This is a genomic window from Desulfovibrio subterraneus (genome assembly GCF_013340285.1).
GTDB classification, from domain to species: Bacteria; Desulfobacterota; Desulfovibrionia; order Desulfovibrionales; family Desulfovibrionaceae; genus Halodesulfovibrio; species Halodesulfovibrio subterraneus.
The window spans coordinates 417,852-435,918 of the sequence record NZ_BLVO01000016.1; the positions used below are offsets into that span (position 1 = coordinate 417,852).

An 18,067-nucleotide genomic window follows, 5' to 3' on the forward strand; every position below is an offset into this window, starting at 1 on the left:
GTATCAGGCCGTGCCGTTCCATGAAGAGATGATGTAGCGGTCGAGCCGCAGGGCAAGGTCAGGGGTTTCCTGTTCCATAAGAAGCCTTGCCTGAGCGGTGAGCATAACCGTACGGCATGGGCCGTCAGCCACAATGTGTTCCCGTGCGACGAAGGGGGCAAAGGCCGCCTGCGGTACCAGCACATCGCCTGCACGAAGGTGGGCCAATCGGGCGCCTCCGTCCAAATCCGTGGCCGTTGCAGAGCCCCATACAAGCATCTGCAGTCCCTGCTGGGCTTCCCCTTTCAGTACAAGGGGCGTTTCGCCTTCGTAGTGGCATTCCTGCAGCCACGGACGCAGGTTTTCCACAAGTTCCTCAAAGAGAACCTGCCGGTCCAGATGCGCCATCATATCATCAACGGATTGTTCGAACAGCATATCCTCGGCGTTTGCCTGTTGCGCCGTCCGCTCTGCATATTCGGTCAAAATGATTTCTTCGCACGCTTCCATTCCCCGGTCGAGATCCTGTGCGGTCACCAGAGTATTGAAGCTCCCTGCCGGCAGAATCCGTTGAAGCATGTTCATGAAACGCGGAGAAGTCTCGGTAAGTACAATGCGTACATGCTCCGCATGGGCCGAGGCAATGAAACGCTGGAAGGCGTTTGCGGCGGATATGTCAAATCCTGAAACCCCTTTGAAATCCAGAAGGATGCACCATGGCTGCGGGGTTTTGCGCAGCTCCTGCTTCAGGGTTTCTACCAGAAGGGAGGCAGAGCCGAAAAACAGGTAGCCGTTTAATGTATACCCACGGATGTGTTCCCCATGCTGCTGGAGAATTGTCCGCTGGGGAATGGAACGGTTTATCCTGCTGTGAAGGGTGAGGCCGGTAAAGTTGCCGTGGATGATGTCCACCCTACTTAAACGGATTATGAACAGCACCACCGTGATGACGAGACCGACTGCAACGCCTTCAAGAAATCCCGAAAAGCAGATGACGAGAAATATGACGCCGAGAACAAGGTAGTCGGAAAGGGGAAGTCGGCGACGGGTGGCCCGGAGCCAGCTGTCCATTATGTCTATGCCCAAAAAGACCAGCAGCCCTCCCAAAACCGGCAGAGGGAAGTACTCAAGCACACTGCCGCCCATGAAAAGCACCGCGGCGATAACGCCCGCAGTGATCAGGCCCGCAAGGCGGGTGTAAGCCCCGCTGGAACTGCATAAGAGCGAGAGCGAAAGCGTGTGCGAACCGGGGGCGCTTCCGCCAAGGCCGCCCAGTGTATTGGCAAGCCCGGCGTTGCGAAATTCGCGGTCAAAATCGATATCCGTGCCGCTTCCAAGCTCCAGACCGCTTATGTTCAACAACAGTCCCATCATGGTTACGAGCATCACGGTGATCATGATGGGGGTCTGGTCAAACACGACATCCCAGCGCACAGCCTGCAGATCGGAAAGGGAGAAGGCGGGCCAGAGGCCCGAGGAGGGAACGCCTGAAAGAAGGATGCCTTCCGCGCGGGCATCTATCAGGGATATGCCGAGGACGTGAAAGGCCACGTAGTAGGCTGCTGTGACCATCACAATGGAGCAGGGCAGAATCAGAAAGTGCGACCATCGTTTGAGCACCAGCCATAGCGAAATGGCATACAGGGCTCCGGGGCTCCACTTCCAGATGTGCATGCCTTCAAACAGCATCGGCAGGGTGTCAATATCCGGCGAAATGGAGCTCATTACGGAAATGCCGCCTTTGACAAGCATCCAGCCGCCGCCGGCGAGAAATCCGCCTACAACCGGATAGGGCATGAAGCGGAAATATCTGGTGAGCCGGAATTGTCCTATGGCTACCAGCGCAATGCCCGTGGCAAGGGTGGCAATGCTCATTGCGGCGAGCATGGTGGCAAATGTGGCGTTGGGGTCCGACATGCCCATTGCAGCTGCCACGGGCACGCCCATGGTGGCCAGAACGGCCACGGGTGCGTCTTGCGGTGTCGATATGGCTGCACGGAAGGAGCTGGAAAGAGCCAGAAAGCCGCACAGGGAGGCAGCTCCGAAAAGAGTGAGCCCTGCACCGCGGGTTGCCAGCGGGGCCAACGGTCCGGAAAAGATCATGGCGGCAAAGGAAACGCCTATCACGACAAGCAGTACGCCGATGACAAGCCCGAGGGCCAGAGCGGGAACCATTTTGGGCGACGTGGCGTCTTCGGCGAGCTCTTTGAAAAGGCTTTTCATGCAACTTCCTCCGGCGCCGCTTCTCGTGTCAGGTCTGGCGGCAAGTTGCTTGCTTTATAAGGAGAATTGTCACAAACAGCAATGGATCAAATGCGTTTGAGGCATGAGCTTTTCCTGCGGCGGATTATGGTGTGCCACATGGCAGGGGGAAGAAGGCAGGCACACTCTTTCCGGGATATTTCAAATGCGATCGCACAGCGCGGCAAGTAAGCGGGAGACGTCCCTCTGTACTGTTTTTTCGCTGTGGCGGGTATTAAAGAGCTGCAAGCCATTATTGAGGCAGCTCGGGAAAGCGGGGCATAGGTAAGCATGCGCGGTATTGTTGAAAACACTGTTTTACACGGGCCGACGTTGTGGGGTAATCGGAGCTGTTTTGCGTACACGGCCGGAACAGGCAGGTGAACCTGACGCTGTGCATGGCAAGCATTTTCATTCCTTTATTCTCAGTCTGGTCAGGCGAAAAGCGGGATCAGCCGGTGTGCGATAGCGTACGTGTTGTGGTGTTCATCCGGAAGGGTCAGATTTGTTTGAATGTCAGCTATATAATACCAAGGTGACGTTGATGAAGAGCAAAAAAATATTCGGAATGCAGCTCCCTGAGAATGTAGAGAATATATCAGTAGCTTGCAGCGCAGCCCGCGAAAGCGCGAGGGTGAGAGGATTTTCACCGAAAGATGTGCAGACGTTTTGCCTTGTTGTGGAGGAAGCTCTGACCAACTCGATCGAGATGGGGTTTGGGGGAGCGGATGATGAAGTTGATATTACATTTTATACTATAACGTCAGGAATCGGGGTCAAAATTCGCAGCTTTTGCCTGCCTCTGGAGCCGGAAAAGCTGCCTCAGTATAATTCCCAAAGAGTGTCAAAGTACAATGACACAACAGGATTAAGCTACCATCTCGTAAAAAATATGTCGGACAATTTCCGTGTTTATGTTGGTGAAGACGGAGCCAGGGAACTGTATTTTGAAAAGTATATTCCAGAACAAAAAGTTCAGGATACAGGCGCCAGAAAAAAAGTTCTGCGAGTTAACACAGAACATATAAAAAGATTTGCAGTGCCTGAAGACGCAGAAAATATTTCCCGTCTTGTTTTAAGGTCGCATGATGCAGTCTTGTTCGGTGAGAGTATATACTATCCAGATATGGTTCGGGAAATGCTCGCTGAAAAGAAAATGGTTTCAGTAGTTTCCGAGGCTGAATGTGGAGAGCTGATAGCCCACTTTGCTCTTTTGAAGGATATTTCAGGAGATCGGGTGGAGGAGTTGACCTATGTGGTGAGTGATAAAAATTATAAAAGCCGCGATGCTGCAAAACTGCCTGCAATACTGGTTGAAGATGCCAAGTGTCGCGGGGTGTACGCTATCAATTCGTATGTCGTGACCAATCATGTATACGCGCAAAAAGGGTGTCTGGCTGATGGGTTTTCGGAAAACGCCTTGTATCTTGCGCTGAATACGGCTTCTCGCCATACGCAGAATGAAGAGTCCGAATCTCATAGAATAGGAACTCTTGGTTTTGTGAGATATCTTGGGGAAATGAGCCCTGCCCCCTTGTTCCTTCCGCCCCGCCATCGGGAAATGATTCTGGATATTTACGCAAACATGGCAATTGAGCCACCGGTTGCTGAAGGTACTGCCGGTAGTGGTTCAATGGGCGGGTCTTCGCACATCGTGACGGATGTGGGATTCACGGAAGGCTGGATGTTAATCGTGGTAAAGGAATACGGCCCTGATACTCTTTCGCATCTGAAGAGTGAGGTTTACAAGGCTGTCGTTCAAGGGATTCCATCCATCCAGCTCGGGCTCCCTCTCTCAAACTCGATGACTTTGGAAATGTGCAGCGAATTTGAGTCTATGGGATTCTTCTTTGCCGGTGTGTCATCAGGGTACAACTGCAGTGAAAATCTGATGCTGCAGTATTTGAACGGTGTTGAGCCAGGTTTTGAATCGGTACATACTTTCTCTGATTTTGCGAAAAAACTGAAAGAGTATGTTGCTGGATGCTGGGAAGACAGGGCCGTTTAGATTATTTTCCTGAAGACGTATAGTTAAGGCCTACTACTCCTATGATTATCAGTAACAGAGAGCACATTTTGACGGCTGTTGCCCGCTCGCCAAAAAGACAAATGCCGATCACAGCCACGGTTGCTGTCCCTACGCCGGACCACACTGCATAGGCGATGCTGACATCCATTTTTTTTACCACTACAGAGAGTCCCCAAAGGGCCAGGCCATAAAAGACAAAAACAGAAATGGTCGGAATGATTTTGGAAAACCCATCCGATAGTTTCAGGCATGAGGTTCCGGTAACTTCACAAAAAATAGACAGGAAAAGGATAATCCAGCTTTCTAACATATATTTCACCTTGCTAATAGTGTCGGAATGCGTGCCATGGCTGCGTGATCTGCCAGACCGGCCGCGCATGACATGAGTATCAATCTGGTTTCAGGAACAGGAGCATTCTGCGCGGAAACCTGTGTGGCACAGCGGAGAACGGAGAGGTTTGCAGCGGTCTGTGTGCGCTACTGTGTATCCTCCATGCGGAGGTAGGCTCTGAACTCGTTGGCGTCACCATTTCGTTGGTACTCGCAGCGATCCGTCAGTTCCCGGATGAGATAAATGCCGAGTCCGCCAACAGGCCGCGATTCAATATCGGCGTCCAGATCAGGGGTCTCCTTGCCCAGCGGGTCAAAGGGCACACCCCAGTCGCGCAGTATGATGCAGAGCATTGCAGGGGCGCCCGGTGCTTCCCTCAGAACTTCACACCCCACTTCCATGTCACCCTCGTCGTCCGGATAGGCATAGCTGCCTATGTTGACGACCAGCTCCTCCAAAACCAGCTCAAGACGCCCCAAAAGCAATTCCGGCACTCCCAGTGCGGTACTTCTCTCGCGGAGGAAGGCCTGAGCCCCGGCAAGGCTATCCAGCGTTGCCGGGATTCGGAGGGTCACGCAGTTTTGTGTCATTCTGCAAGGGCCTCGTCTTTTGTTGCAAACACACGGAACATTTTCAGAAAACCGGAAACGCGGAACACTTCATCCACCATTCCGGTCATGCCGCAAAACGAGAGGCTGCCCCCTGCTGCGCGCAGCTTCTTGGCAGACGACAGTATGCTGCGCAGCCCTGCGGAGCTTATGTATTCAAGGCCGGACATGTCTGCGATGACGGCAGTGGTTCCCTGCGTTATCAGAGAATCACAATGCTGCTCGAACGCAGGGGCGGTTACGGCATCCATCCGACCGGAAAGTTCTACCAAAGCACGATTGTTGGAAAGAGTGCATGCGATGTTCATGTGTTCTCCTGAAACTATTTTTCAAATAAGGTTTCTCATGCTGACCGGGGGCCGACGTAGCGCACCGCCAGCATGGTAATATCATCGGATTGCTCTGCCTCTCCGGCAAATGCGGCCACAGAAGCCTCCACCCCCCGTATCTGGGTGGTGATGTCTTCACCGGCAAGGCGCGTAAGAGTCTCCAGCAGGCGGCTTTCCTCATACAGGCCACCGTTGGTGTTCATGGCCTCGGTTACGCCGTCCGTATACATGAAAAGGGTGTCTCCGGGCATTAACTGCATTGTTCTGGTCGTATAGGTCATATCCGGCATGGCGCCGGCCATGGGTTCTTCCAGCGTTTCAACCCACTGCGGACCATCCTTGAGGCTGAGCAGTAGCGGCGGGTTATGTCCGGCGTTGGCATACCGCAACGTGCCTGTCTCCATATCAAGAATAGCCAGAAAGAGCGTTACAAACATGCAGGAAGGGTTGTCTGCGGCCAGATCGTCATTCACCTTGGCCAGAATTGTACCGGGCTCTGCACTGCGTTCAGCAACGGCTTTGAGCAGGGTTTTCGTTACAGCCATGAAGAATGCAGCCGGAACGCCTTTACCGGAGACATCGCCGACAAGAAAACAGAACTGTTTGTCATCTATAAAGAAAAAGTCATACAGGTCGCCGCCGACTTCCTTGGCAGGGACAATGGTCGCATAGACATCCACCTCGGTCCGTTCCGGAAACGCAGGGAATATTTTGGGGAGAATGCCCATTTGAATATCGCGGGCAATGCGCAGCTCCGACTCTATCCGTTCTTTGGCGGCTGTCGTGGTGGTCAGTTTGGCAATATGCGTTTTCAGGTCACGCTTCATGGCAGAGAAAGATTCTGCAAGGTCGCCCACCTCATCTCCGGAAGCAATGGCCGGCAGCTCTATGTCCAGATTTCCCTTGGCGATCTCGCCGGTAACGCCGGTGAGTGTTTGCAGGGGACGAATGATGGAACGGGAAACAAGCGTTACCATGCCTGCGAGCAACAAGGCTCCCACAACACTGATGGCGATGATTGTGTTGGTAAGGCTGTGCAGGCTGGCAAGCAGTTCCGATTCCGGCATGACAACGCCCAGAGACCAGTTCTGGCCTGGCAACGGGATGTAGGTAACATGGACAACGCCAAATTTGGCTACCGGCGGAAGCCTGATAAAACCTGACTCACCGGCAACCATGCGTTTGCCGAGTTCACGTATTTCAGGAACGCCGACTTCTTCCGCGTAGGTGAAAATGGTTTCGTTCATGACCATGTCCTGAATCGGGTGGGCAATGAACGTGCCGTGGCGGGAAAGAAGGAAGACAAAGCCTGTTTCGTACACTTTGATGTCGTTTACGATTGTCTGCAGCCAGTTGAGTTCAATGTCCGCAGTAACCACACCAACCTGCTGCATCCCCTGAGGGGTGCGACGCGAGAAGGGCGTGGCGAACGTAATCATGGGACTGTTTCCGCCTCCGCTATCAAAATAAGGCTCAGTCCAGATGGGCTTGTTCAGTTCATGGGCAAGCTGGAACCAGTCCATGTAGGGATACTGATATTCCGGCCCTCCAAGGATGTCCGTGGTGACCTTGCGGCCCGTTCGGTGTGTGTAGGGAGCGTAGAGTTCTCGCGAACGGTCAAACGCGAACGGGTTGAACGCCACTGCCATGCCGAAAATGCCGGGATTGGCAGACAGAATGCGCTTGCTCATGTTCACGATCTGAGGTTCGTTGATCTTGATGTCTTCCTGACTCACCGCCATGGTCGCGGCAACTTTGGAAGTTTCGGAAAACACAGCCCCGATTTTGTTTGCAGTGGCCTGTGCCAGAGCGGCTGCGTTTTCGTGCGCCATTTCGATTATGCTGGCACGGGACGCGCGGTATGTGTAGCCTACCACCAGTCCGAGAATCAGGATGGCACAGCTCAGAATAAGTGCGGTCAGTTTGGTGGCTATTCCTGAACGTCTCATGGGTGGTCCTGCCAGATGAAATCTTCATAGGGCAGAATTGCCCGGATGAACCCGCCTGCCAGCAGGACCTGGGACGCCTGCCCGAAGGCCTTTTCAGACAAGGTGAGGTCTGTGCTTTTTCGCCCCCCGGTCAGGATGATGTCGCGCATTCTCGCCAGCATCCATCGCTGGTGGCTGCGGTTGGCCCGGACCTTATTGGCTTTCATGACGCGGAGGACAAGCTCAAGGGCCTCGTCCGGATGCGCAAATACATAATCCCACCCTTCGGCCGTTCCTTTTCGCATGGCATCGATGGTCTGGGGAGTCATCTGCGCAGACCGGCGGCAGTATAGACCGTCTTCGGGAAAGTTGAGGCCCAGATCGCGGAAGAAGAATGTGGTCATCTCGCTCTGTTCCAGCCCGTATGACATCAGGGTGTGGTATTCGTTGTACCACATGGCTGAAACAACATCCAATCCGCCGCGCATGAACAGGTCCATGGAAGGTGCCTGCTGAATGATGGTGGCACGGATGTTCTGCTGCTTGAAGAGAGCGCGGGGCTGGATTTGAAAATCTGTCCCCCATACGCCTATCCGTGTTCCGGCCAGATCGGCCAGAGAGCGTATTCCGCTCTTTTTGTGCGCAATGAGCATGAGTGCCGAGTCATGCACCACTTGACCGACGTGCACGACATCAAGTCCGCCGTTCCGCCGTTGAATGGCTGTGGACAGAAAACCGAGGGCGAAGTCCGCTTTGCCTTGCTCAAGCCAGTCGAAGGGGCCTATGTCGGCTCCACCGGGCAGGATTTGCACATCAAGGCCACGGCTGGAGTAAAATCCTTTTTCCACAGCCATATAGTACCCGGCAAACTGGGCCTGAGGATACCAGTGCAGAACCAGTTTAACCTGCTTTTCAGCGTGGGCGCTCAGGGCAAGGCAAAGGCACAGGAGTATGCACGACACATAGCAGAGCAGTATGCTTCGCGGGGAGCGAAGGCGGGAAGGACGAGCGGGGAGCATTTCTTTATCCTCAATAGAGTCTGTATGCGACAGCGCCAGTGCAACCCGGCTCATGTGAGTAATCTGAGGAAACCAGCTGCGCAAGTTCATTGTTGAAATCGGTTATAGATTCTTCACAACAGAGTGCGGACGGGTACCTGCAAGTTACAGGGGGCGTCCTTTGACACGCAGTTTTCGTTTGGCGTTCAGGTTCTGAATAATGCGTTTAAGTTATCGTTCCACTCTTGCTTTATCAACATTGAACTTTGCCCCGATGGTGGTCGCGGCATTTGGATTTTCAACAGGTGCGTATCCCGTATCCATAAGGTTTTTTTACATGTTTATTTAGAGTGTTGTCAATTGGCGGGCGATGCGCAGGTGCAGGGGAGGGGGGAAGAGTGAAGTGTCTGTGCGGCACGATCGGCTTTCTGTTGACCGAGGGAACAGAGCTTGAATGCACCGACAAGTTTTCCCTTATCAAGGATGGGGATATGTTCAGCCACATTTCTGGCGACTGTTTTGCCTCCAAAAGGCATGTGATTATTCATTGCGATTTTCAAGAAGGTATTACCTTTTGCGACTATCCGGCTGAATTCGTAGTACTCGTTGATTGCGTTGATGTTCTTTGCGTCTGCGGAGTTTTGTATCTTTCTTCCGGTAAGAATGTAATACATGGCAATTCGTATTGGGGCACGTAGTGATGTAGACTGGTAACCTTTCTAATGTCCAAATTTAGCAGGGAAAATTCCGTATCCGACATCTCTTAGTATATGCCTGTTCATTGTTATCACAAAGGAAGTCAGGCATCATGCTGTATGTATATTGCTTTGCTGCATATCAGAGGCAGAATCGGAGAGGCGGGTTGTGATACTTTGATGGGAGCCATGCGTTGCATGCCACGACTGTGATTAGGTTGAACATGCCGGCATGGTTAAATAATGTGTTGATGGGCGAAGCCGATAGATATAAATCATACCGGGCTGGCTGCTCCCGTCCCTGTCGCTGCAGCAGAAGTGTTTTGAATGATATTGGCATATTCCCTTCATTCACCGAGGAATTGCAGTTGAAAATAGCTATTTGCTCCAAGATGGATCTGGCGGGATGTCTGGCTCTGAACAGGCTTCTGGAAGGGTTTGCAGGCCGGCATGAAGTGTTTGTGATGCTGTCCGACTATGTGTTGGCGGCAGAGAAGGCTGAGGGCTTGGCTGCAACTCTTGTCCTGCACGAGCGGGACTGGATTCTGGAGCATATTTTCCCCTATCTGGATGCCCGCTTTCCTGAAGGTTCGCAGGCGCGGTACCTGACCTATGCAGGACTGGCTGCGCGATATGGCGTTCAGATGGAGCTCCGGGGGGCAATCCGTTCTCCCGCCTCTGTGCAGCGTATGCGGGAGCTGGCGCCTGATCTCATCATTTCCTGCCGGTACGACTACATTATCCCCGAAGCGGTGTTTTCAATCCCCGCGCTGGGTACGTACGGCCTTCATCCGGGTGCGCTGCCTGCGTTGCAGGGCCTGTGCAGTCCCTACCGGGCCATGGAGCGGGGAGATGCGCAATCCGGCTGTACAATGTTCCAGCTTGATGCAGGGCTGGACACCGGGCCGATTGTGGAGATCGGCTGGCACGACATAGCCTATGACAGGTCTGTTCTGTGGAATTTCGTGCATACCTATTTTGCGGGTATTGAGGTGCTCATGCATCACCTGCCTGAGCTGGAGGCAGGAAGAGCACTGAAGGCCACGCCGCAGACCGGTGAAGGGCGGCAGTACTATTCCTATCCGACAGAGGAAGAGCTGCAGGCATTCATGCGCAAGGGCGGGCATCTGGTCCTGCCCGGCGACTATCTTGAATTCCTGTCGCAGTTTCTGCCGGACGGCATGCACGATGCGCACATGCCCGCACTGGAACAGCTGGTCAGTTCTTTGGAGAGTTCTTTGGAGAGCTGAACCGCCAGGCCGCCATGAACACCAGTGCGGCGCTACAGATGCCGACTCCCATGAGCGTGAGAGCCTGCTGCGACCCAAGGGCGACAATGGCTCCCCCGAACAGCATGGGGCCTGCGACCTGTCCTATGCGTTCCATGCTTCTGTAGATGGACGCCGTCTTTTCCTTCCCCAGTCGTTGAGCCGATGTAAGGGCAAGAACGCACAGCATTGTCGCCGGTGCGGCGATGCATTGCGCCAGCCCGAGTGCCACGACCGCAAAAGCCGCCATGAAGACGCCCTTGCCGGTGCCAAGGAGAAGGGCCACACCTGAGAGCAGTCCCATGAGCATGAGAAAGACGGCCTTGTCTGCCGTGCGGTCTATCCATCTGCCTATCAGCGGACCGGCCGTGATGAAGCAGAGGCCGTAGAGCATGAAAATGCGGCCGATGTCGGCCTGTTCCACATGCTCTGCGTTCAGGAGCAGGGGCAGCATGTAGTGCAGAAAGCCGGTAAGGCAGATGGCCGCAGGAATGCCCGCCAGCAACAGAATAAGGTGCATGCGCGGGTCTTTCAGCAGGCCCGAGCTGCCGGTAAAGGGTGAGGCTGCAGCCAGTTTTGCGGCTCCGGAGCCTGCTGCGGATACTGTTGTGGAAGCTGCGTTCGTACCAGAGGCCAAAGCCGCGTTTGTATCGGACGCGAAAGCCGCGTTTGTGCCCGAGGCGTAGGCAGTGTTTCTACCCAAGGCGACAGCCACGTTTGTATCGGACGCGGGGGTCGCCCTGCCGAACAGAACGGCGCGGGCTGCAAACAGAATGATGACGGCTCCGGTCAACAGCGCGGCTTCAAAACTCATATGTTCCGCAATCATGGCACCCGCGGCGGAACCGCAAATGCTGCCGGAGAATATTCCTGCGAACACTCCGGCCAATCCGGCTCCGGCTTTTGCGCTGCCGAGCGTACCCAGCTGAGACGCCATGAGCACCAGACCGAAACCGAATCCGGCAATGATCCGCGCCGCAATGAGCATGGGAAGGTTGGTGGCCAGCCCCCCCAGCAGGAGTCCGGCCGCAGCCGAAGCAATCCCCAGCAGATAGGTTGTGTGCCAGCCGTGGCGCTGGGAAAAGGTGCCCGAAACAAGCAGGGCTATTCCCGCGCTGACCATCTCTGCCGAGATGGGCAGGCCGATGACAATCTCTTCCGAAAGTCCCCAGAATGGCTGGTACAACTTGCGCGCGAGCAGCGGGATGAAGCTGATGCCCATGTCGTAGCCGAGAAAGAAGATGAACCCTGCAGCCCGCAGGGCCTGCGCGGCGTATGAACTATTGTTCTGCGCACCATCCGGTGTCAGGCTTTTTGAGATGACAAGCCCCAGCAGTTTGGCCAGTTCCATGAGAAAGAGAAGGCTGATGAGCAGAGAGGTGCCAAGGTCCATGGCGAGGCGGAACAGCCGTTCTGTAATGGTTCCCCTGTCCAGCACCAGCCTGAGCAGCATGACGTGCTGGCGTTGCGAGAACCGGTTCGTCCAATAGGCATCGAGGGGCCTTTCAATGGCCGTATCCGCGCTGGAGAATACTCCGGCCGATGCAACGGTCTTGCCGTCCGGCGTGACAAGATAGGCTCCCTTCAGTTCCGGTGTGGCTTCAACCACCTGTTGCAGCAACTGGTCTTTGCCCCGCAGTGTGACCACATCCACCCCTTTGTGGATGAGATATTCGAAATCCCGTTTGACGGAGGTGGCAATGATTTCCGTCTTGGTCCGCACGGCCTGCTCCACAAAGGAATCAAAGAGCACGAGGGTGCCTGCGGAGTAGGCCAGCTGCGTTCCGCCTATCAGCACCAGCAGCAGCCTGCCCAGAGAAGTGTGCAGGGAGCTTCTGTTCTCGTCCGTGCCGGTGAGCATGCCCAGCCAGCCTGTGAGAATCAGCGTCACAACTATGCAGGCGCCAAGGGCAAGTCCCAGTGACCAGTGCAGAAAGCTGCCAGCGGCCCTGTCCACCTGTTCTGCGGAAATTTCCATGGCAAGCCAGCCAGCAAGCCCCTTGTTTTGCAGGGGAATGAGGATGCGATAGCCGTCGGCAAGTTGTATGACGGCGTCGGCCGGAGATGCCTGGCCGGATTGCATGAGCTTCAGATCATCCGGTCTGGTCCGGTTTGCATTCGGGTCTGTATTATCGCCCTTTTCGTTTGCAGCCTGACCGGAAGCGGGGCCGCCTGAGCGGCCTGAAATCTGACTGCTATCTTGTCCGGACACCGTTTCGTCGCCGGATCGGGAAATCCCTTCCATCGTGCCGGCCTGTGTATACAGTACCGCGCCCGTGGCATCCACGATCTCCATGCGGGTAACGCCCCGGGTGCCGAGCTGCACCTGCCTGAGCATTTCTCCCATACCCGCATAGGATTCCAGCGGCTTGCCGAAGCGCATGCCCCGTTCCACACTTCTGGCAAAGTGCTCGCCGGAGCTGCGATAACCGGAAAGTATGACATCTGCCGCCAGCGAATCCAGTGTGGAAACGGAAAGCAGCAGGTTGAAGCCGAGGGTGAGTATCAGCACCCCCAGCGAAAGCAGCATCATGTGCACACGCAACCTGCGTATGGAAGTGCCGGACACGGTGTTTCTCCTACTGGTTGGCATTCGGATCGGGCAGGGTGATGGTTTCGTGGAGTTCATCCGCAGTGACCAGCACGTCGAAGGGGAAATCAAAGCCTATGGCCTTTGCCGTGGCAAGGTTGAGGGCAATGGAAGGTTCAGACCGGACGAGCATGGAAAGAGATCTTGGCTGCGTGCCAGACAGCATGGCGTGCGCGAGATTGGATAGAAACTGCCCTGTGGGGGCAAAATCCCATGTGGAAAAGCCCATCAGCGCACCGGCCTTGACGTATTCCGAGCCGTCGCGCGCAAAGGTGGGTATCTTCCACGCATTGAGCTGGCCCAGCAGGGGGGCCATGCTGCTGCCCTCTATATCGAAGCAATTGAGCGGGCCTATGAAGAAGGCATCCATGCCCTGTGCGCGCAGCGCCTCAAGCCCCTTGCCGCATTCCTCGGCAGATTCCGACGAGGAAAGTCCGCCATACTCAGCAAGGGAAAAGCCCAGTTCGGAAGCAATGGCCCGTGCATCGTCAACGGCCGAATAGACCTGTCCCTCGGGGCTGTCGTTGTACATTATGCCCATCTTCCTGAACCTGACCACGTCGTAGAAAACGCGGAACATGGATGACCAACGGTCCACCGTGACGCGGCAGGTGAAGTTGTCCACGCCGGAATCCTGCGCGCTGACCACAACGCCCGCTGCAATGGGATCTGCCATGCCCATGCCCAGAATGGGCGTTTTGCCGTTGTTGGCGGCGAGCAGTGCCTTGACCGCGGCTGTGCCCATGCCCACAACAAGGTCCAGATCGTTGCGGCGCATCAGCTCCGCAGCCCGATCCGGCAGTGTTTTCATGTTTTCCGGAGCCCAGCCGGGACTGATGAAGGCATCCTGCGGATAGTCGCAGCGTATGCCGTCCTTGCGGGCCATGGCGGATTGAAACGCGCTCCAGGTTCTCTCATACAGCCAGAAAGGACCGGCTTCGAGATAGCCGATGCGTTTGGTGACGGCCTGCTGATTTGTTTCTCCGGCAGCAGGCTGCGCGCCTGTTACAAGAAACAGCAGAAGAACGAGCGAAGAAAGCAGCGGTAGGCGGCAGAAGCTGCACCGTATTGAAGCGGGGCGGGCAGACTGCGGGCCGGTCTGCGGTACGGCACCGGCTGCAGCAGCTCCGGGGAACCCGGAAAACTGCGCTGCCTCCGGTTGCGGAGCCTGTGTTGCGACGTGCATGGGAGTCTGTCCTTGCTCACGGCTGTGTGAGCCCTTATCAAATCACATGGCCCGCATGGTTACTCGGGTTTCGGGCGCTTGCCGGATGCTGCAACAACGAGCAGAAGCCCCACAACGGGGGTAAGCAGCATGCTTGCAAAAAAGTTGCCCCAGAAGCCGAAACGGGTGTTGATGCCAAGCAGTCCGACAAGCGTACTCACGCATAATAGAATGAGCAGAAGTTGCACGGTTGCCTCTCTTATGGTTTTGGCGTTTTTGCCGCGTTGGGGGCCAGCAGGGTTTTATCCAGCCGTTTTATGAACTCCATGACGCTTTCGTCAGAGGGCGGCAAGTTTGCGTCTTGCTGCGTCTTGCCCTGTTCGGGCTGTTTGGGCTGTTCGGGCGTCTTGCCGTCCGTTGCCTTTGCAGATCCGGGTTTAGCCGGTTGAGCTGCGCCGGGTGTCCCGGTATCCTGTGTTGTACCGGCTTCCGGCGTTGTAGCAGCCGTCTGAGCCTTTGCAGCGTCGGGCAGGGCATCCGGAGAAGCCTGTTCTTTGCCTGCCGGTGCAGGGGCGGGCTGTGACTCGGTGTTCAGGATAAGGGGCAGGCCGTCCTTGCCGCCCACAACCACGATCTTGGCGTTGGGCGAGGCTGCCAGTTCCTTGGTGGCCCTTATGCCTTCATACCGCAGAAAGTTCGGGGTCATATTCTTGTTCACGAGGCTCTGGTACATCTGGATGCCCTCGCCCTCAATGGCCTTGCGTTTCGCCTCCTGCTTTGCTTCGAGCAGCAGGTAATTGTAGCGCAGGTAGTTCTGTTCCGCGACCAGCTTGTCTTCTATGGCTTTGCGCAGCACCTCGGGCAGGGTGATGCTCTTTACGACAAACCCGTGGATGAGAATGGGAATGCGCCCCATTTCTTCAACGGCATCAACGAGCATCTGGTCCTGCAGTTCCTGACGGGCCGTGGAATACAGATCATCCGGTCTGTAGTTGCCTATGGTCTGGCGAACTGCCGAGTTCATGATGGGAATGATGACCTTGTTGCGGAAATTGGGGCCGATATCCTGATGCAGCGTGGGCAGTCTGTCACGTATGATCTGGAAACGCAGTGAAACCTGCACGTTGATGGTGAGACCATCCACGGTAAGCACATCGATATTCTGTGTCTCTTCCTGAATGCGGACATCGTAGATGTAGAGAATGTCCCACGGCTGGATGATGTGCAGCCCTTCGTTGTAGCTTCTGTCCAGCTGGGTACCGCCGAAGAAGCGCGAATAGAGCACGCCAAGCTCACCTGGCCGTATCGTTATCACGATGCTGGGCCACAGGAATGCGAGAATAAGCGTCAGGATAACGCCCGTGCACACAAGACGTACGCGGTTCCGGCGCAGCATGAGGCGGAATTTCGTATAGAGTTGTTTCATTGATTCAACCGGTATGTTTGTTGTGTGTACTGAGCTGCACCCCGCCAGTAGACGTCCAGCGTGTAGTCTATGCACTGGCGTTCGAAAAGAATGCATCGTTCCCTGTCATTATCGGTTTGCCCTATGCAGAGATTGAAGAGCACGGGGCAGATGCCGACATTGAGAACGAACTCGCCAAGGCTCGGGCGGGAATGGATGGATTTGCGTGCAAGCCGGACGACTTCTTTGATGTAGGTATTGTTGCAGATCTTAATTCGCTGTGTGTAGTCGTGATATCCCTCGTAGCAGCTGAGCCGTTCACGGATTGCCTCTTCATTCTCTTGTGCATTGACGACTGAGGGCAGGGTCCGGCTGACTTTTCTGTAGCGGTCCCGCACAAGGTTGATGTTGGTTTTACCCTTAAGATCCTGCGCACGGGCCGTGGTGGTTTCTGCGGGGGCAAGAAGCAGGCACAGAAGCGCCGTGCACAGGCATATGCGCACCGTGCGGGCTGCCGGAGTGCTGCGGAAAAAACGTGCGAGTCTGATGTTCCGGAGTAGCCGGACGGGCAGAATGCCGGACGGACGTGGTGCGAAGCAGGCGCTCATCGGGTTCCTTCCTCGCTGTTTTGTGCGCCGTTGCGGAAGAAACCGTCCTGCATGGTCAGCACCCTGTCCGCAACATGGAAGAAGCGGTCGTCGTGCGAAATAGCCAGTACCGTGCCGCCCCGTCTGGTGATGTCCGGCAGCAGTTCCTCGTAGAAGAAGCGCCGGAAAACGGGGTCGAAATCTGCTGCAACCTCGTCAAAGAGATACACGTCACGTTCCTCCAGCAGGGCGCAGGCAAGGGCAAGGCGCTTGCGCTGACCTGCGGAGAGATCCAGCGTCGAGAACCTTCCGTCTTCCGTCAGGTGCACCTTGGTTTCAATGCGCATGGTGGCAAGCACCTCCTGCAGGCGCTCCGGCGTGACATGCAGGCCGAGCGGGCGCGAGAACAGGTGATAATCCGTGGGAACCACGGTGAACAGGTTGCGGTAGGCTTCCATGTTAATGTCGGCAATGCGCGTGTCGTTCAGGATGATTTCTCCGGCGTGCGGGGTATACAGTCCGGCCAGCACCTTCATGAAGGTGGATTTGCCCGATCCGTTGCCGCCGCCTATGAAAACAAGTTCACCTTTGTTGAGGGTGAATTCATCCACCGAAATGCCGAAAAGGCGCATGTCGTTGCGGTCGTGATAATCGAAGCGGATGTCGCGCAGCTGCAGGTGGGAAAATTGTGGGATAACAGGGTCCGCATGCTGCCAGCGTGTCTGCACGCCCTGTTCCTCAAACCGTTCGGCAACGTTATCCAGCCGTGCTTCCACATCGGCCAGCTCGTTCAGGTTGAACTCCACCTTGGACAGCATGGGGACAAAGCTGACAAGGCTGATCAGCGGGGTGAGGCTGAACATGCACAGCACCAGCAGGGTGGAGGTATCCTCCGGAGCAAGGTCGAGCAGCCCGGGCAGAAGAAACAGGATAAGGCCCAGAATTAGCAGGTTGAACATGGCGAAAAAGGAAATACCGAGCGCATGCTTGCCTTCCACCATCTCTCTGGCGTCGGAGGCGGTGTTCAGTCCGGGAATGATCTGGTTGCCGAACAGGTCGGTAGTTTTGGGCTTGTGCAGTTTGAGCTGCTGCAGGCCCTCTTGCAGGTCGCGCAGGCTTGCACTGAAATTCTGGTCCGCCTGCATGGCGGGGCCCATGTGGGCGTGCACGCTGTTCACAATCCGCAGGAAGACCCAAAGGCCCACGCCCATGAACAGGAACACGCATATGGTGCCCTGCACGGATACGGTGAGCATCTTGGCGCACGCCACGAAAATCATGACGATGTTGGCTGCGGTGGCCATGAGCATGCGCGCGGCTTCCACCACCAGTTCGCGCCCGTCGAGCAGAGCAGTCTGAACGCGGTTTTTGTCCAGCCTCTCGTATTCCAGCAGGGAGATGCTGCGCAGCTTTGTGGCAATGCGCATGCGCCATTCCATGATGCCGCGCAGGGCAATCTGCGCCGAGCGGCCTGTGATGTACCGGAACAGGAAGTAGAACGAGCCGAGGCAGATCAGAAAGGCGAGAAAGGTGTGGAATTGAATGCCTTCATCCGAGAGCTGCTCAAGTCCTTGCAGGACGGTGAACACGGCAAGCCCCTGCATGACGCCGGAGGCCAGACATGCAGCAGCAAGCCTGGGCCCTTCTGCGCCCGCCTGCGTGCGGAGGAGTTTGAGAAACAGCGAGTTGTTCAGTTGCAGCATCGAGTTTGTGCGTCCCGGATTTCGTATTTACACAAATGGTGGCCCGGCTTCCGGACCATGGCTGTCCTGTTTCAGGCGATGTATCGAAACCCCTGTTGTCCGTTTCCGGCAGCAGCGGGTTTTGTTCCCGCAGCAGAGACTGCCTTCCGGCAGCAGCGCTGAAGGCTTCGGATGTTTCCGGCCGCGGCAGGAACATCGGAAAGCACCGGAA

15 protein-coding genes are annotated in these 18,067 nt (G+C 55.7%); 2 read left to right on the forward strand and 13 right to left on the reverse strand.

Annotated features, from left to right (window positions below):
- Window positions 1-3 precede the first annotated feature (3 nt).
- Window positions 4-2,202 carry a SulP family inorganic anion transporter gene (locus HUV30_RS16215; RefSeq protein ID WP_174406545.1) on the reverse strand — a complete coding sequence of 733 codons (2,199 nt, stop codon included), beginning with the start codon at window positions 2,200-2,202 and terminating at the stop codon, window positions 4-6.
- Window positions 2,203-2,764: 562 nt separating this feature from the next.
- On the opposite strand from HUV30_RS16215, the gene HUV30_RS16220 reads away from it, so the two are divergent.
- On the forward strand, window positions 2,765-4,228 hold the full coding sequence (locus tag HUV30_RS16220; RefSeq protein WP_174406546.1) for an ATP-binding protein: 1,464 nt from the start codon (window positions 2,765-2,767) through the stop codon (window positions 4,226-4,228).
- A 1-nt stretch (window position 4,229) separates the two neighbouring features.
- On the opposite strand, the gene HUV30_RS16225 is transcribed toward HUV30_RS16220, so the two are convergent.
- From HUV30_RS16225 to HUV30_RS16250, 6 genes are all read right to left on the reverse strand, one after another.
- On the reverse strand, window positions 4,230-4,559 hold the full coding sequence (locus HUV30_RS16225) for a DMT family transporter (protein WP_174406547.1): 330 nt from the start codon (window positions 4,557-4,559) through the stop codon (window positions 4,230-4,232).
- Window positions 4,560-4,726: 167 nt separating this feature from the next.
- Entirely contained in the window at window positions 4,727-5,155 is a 429-nt protein-coding gene (locus HUV30_RS16230) for an ATP-binding protein (protein WP_174406548.1), read from the reverse strand.
- An 11-nt stretch (window positions 5,156-5,166) separates the two neighbouring features.
- Window positions 5,167-5,496, reverse strand: coding sequence for an STAS domain-containing protein (locus HUV30_RS16235; RefSeq protein ID WP_174406549.1), 330 nt, complete (start codon window positions 5,494-5,496; stop codon window positions 5,167-5,169).
- Window positions 5,497-5,531: 35 nt separating this feature from the next.
- Entirely contained in the window at window positions 5,532-7,466 is a 1,935-nt protein-coding gene (locus HUV30_RS16240) for a SpoIIE family protein phosphatase (protein WP_174406550.1), read from the reverse strand.
- A complete protein-coding gene (locus tag HUV30_RS16245) occupies window positions 7,463-8,464 on the reverse strand; it encodes an ABC transporter substrate-binding protein (protein ID WP_174406551.1) in 1,002 nt (333 codons plus the stop codon). The genes HUV30_RS16240 and HUV30_RS16245 overlap by 4 nt, the downstream gene beginning before the upstream one ends.
- Window positions 8,465-8,799: 335 nt before the next feature.
- Window positions 8,800-9,117: a hypothetical protein gene (locus tag HUV30_RS16250; RefSeq protein WP_174406552.1), complete on the reverse strand. Its 318-nt coding sequence runs from the start codon at window positions 9,115-9,117 to the stop codon at window positions 8,800-8,802.
- 389 nt (window positions 9,118-9,506) lie between these two features.
- Between HUV30_RS16250 and HUV30_RS16255 the strand changes: the two genes are divergently transcribed.
- Entirely contained in the window at window positions 9,507-10,388 is an 882-nt protein-coding gene (locus tag HUV30_RS16255) for a formyltransferase family protein (RefSeq protein ID WP_174406553.1), read from the forward strand.
- Here the strand turns inward: HUV30_RS16255 and HUV30_RS16260 are convergent.
- From HUV30_RS16260 to HUV30_RS16285, 6 genes are read right to left on the reverse strand one after another with little or no spacing between them, the layout of a single operon-like run.
- Window positions 10,357-12,975 carry an MFS transporter gene (locus tag HUV30_RS16260; protein WP_174406554.1) on the reverse strand — a complete coding sequence of 873 codons (2,619 nt, stop codon included), beginning with the start codon at window positions 12,973-12,975 and terminating at the stop codon, window positions 10,357-10,359. The two genes, HUV30_RS16255 and HUV30_RS16260, sit on opposite strands and share 32 nt — an antisense overlap.
- Window positions 12,976-12,985: 10 nt before the next feature.
- A complete protein-coding gene (locus HUV30_RS16265; RefSeq protein ID WP_174406555.1) occupies window positions 12,986-14,182 on the reverse strand; it encodes an ABC transporter substrate binding protein in 1,197 nt (398 codons plus the stop codon).
- A gap of 59 nt (window positions 14,183-14,241) precedes the next feature.
- Window positions 14,242-14,409 carry a hypothetical protein gene (locus tag HUV30_RS16270; RefSeq protein WP_174406556.1) on the reverse strand — a complete coding sequence of 56 codons (168 nt, stop codon included), beginning with the start codon at window positions 14,407-14,409 and terminating at the stop codon, window positions 14,242-14,244.
- An 11-nt stretch (window positions 14,410-14,420) separates the two neighbouring features.
- Window positions 14,421-15,587, reverse strand: coding sequence for a prohibitin family protein (locus tag HUV30_RS16275; protein ID WP_174406557.1), 1,167 nt, complete (start codon window positions 15,585-15,587; stop codon window positions 14,421-14,423).
- Entirely contained in the window at window positions 15,584-16,174 is a 591-nt protein-coding gene (locus HUV30_RS16280) for a hypothetical protein (RefSeq protein ID WP_174406558.1), read from the reverse strand. Before HUV30_RS16280 ends, HUV30_RS16275 begins: the two co-directional genes overlap by 4 nt.
- Window positions 16,171-17,856 (reverse strand): ATP-binding cassette domain-containing protein, encoded by a 1,686-nt coding sequence (locus tag HUV30_RS16285; protein WP_174406559.1) that lies wholly within the window; start codon window positions 17,854-17,856, stop codon window positions 16,171-16,173. Before HUV30_RS16285 ends, HUV30_RS16280 begins: the two co-directional genes overlap by 4 nt.
- Window positions 17,857-18,067: the final 211 nt, after the last annotated feature.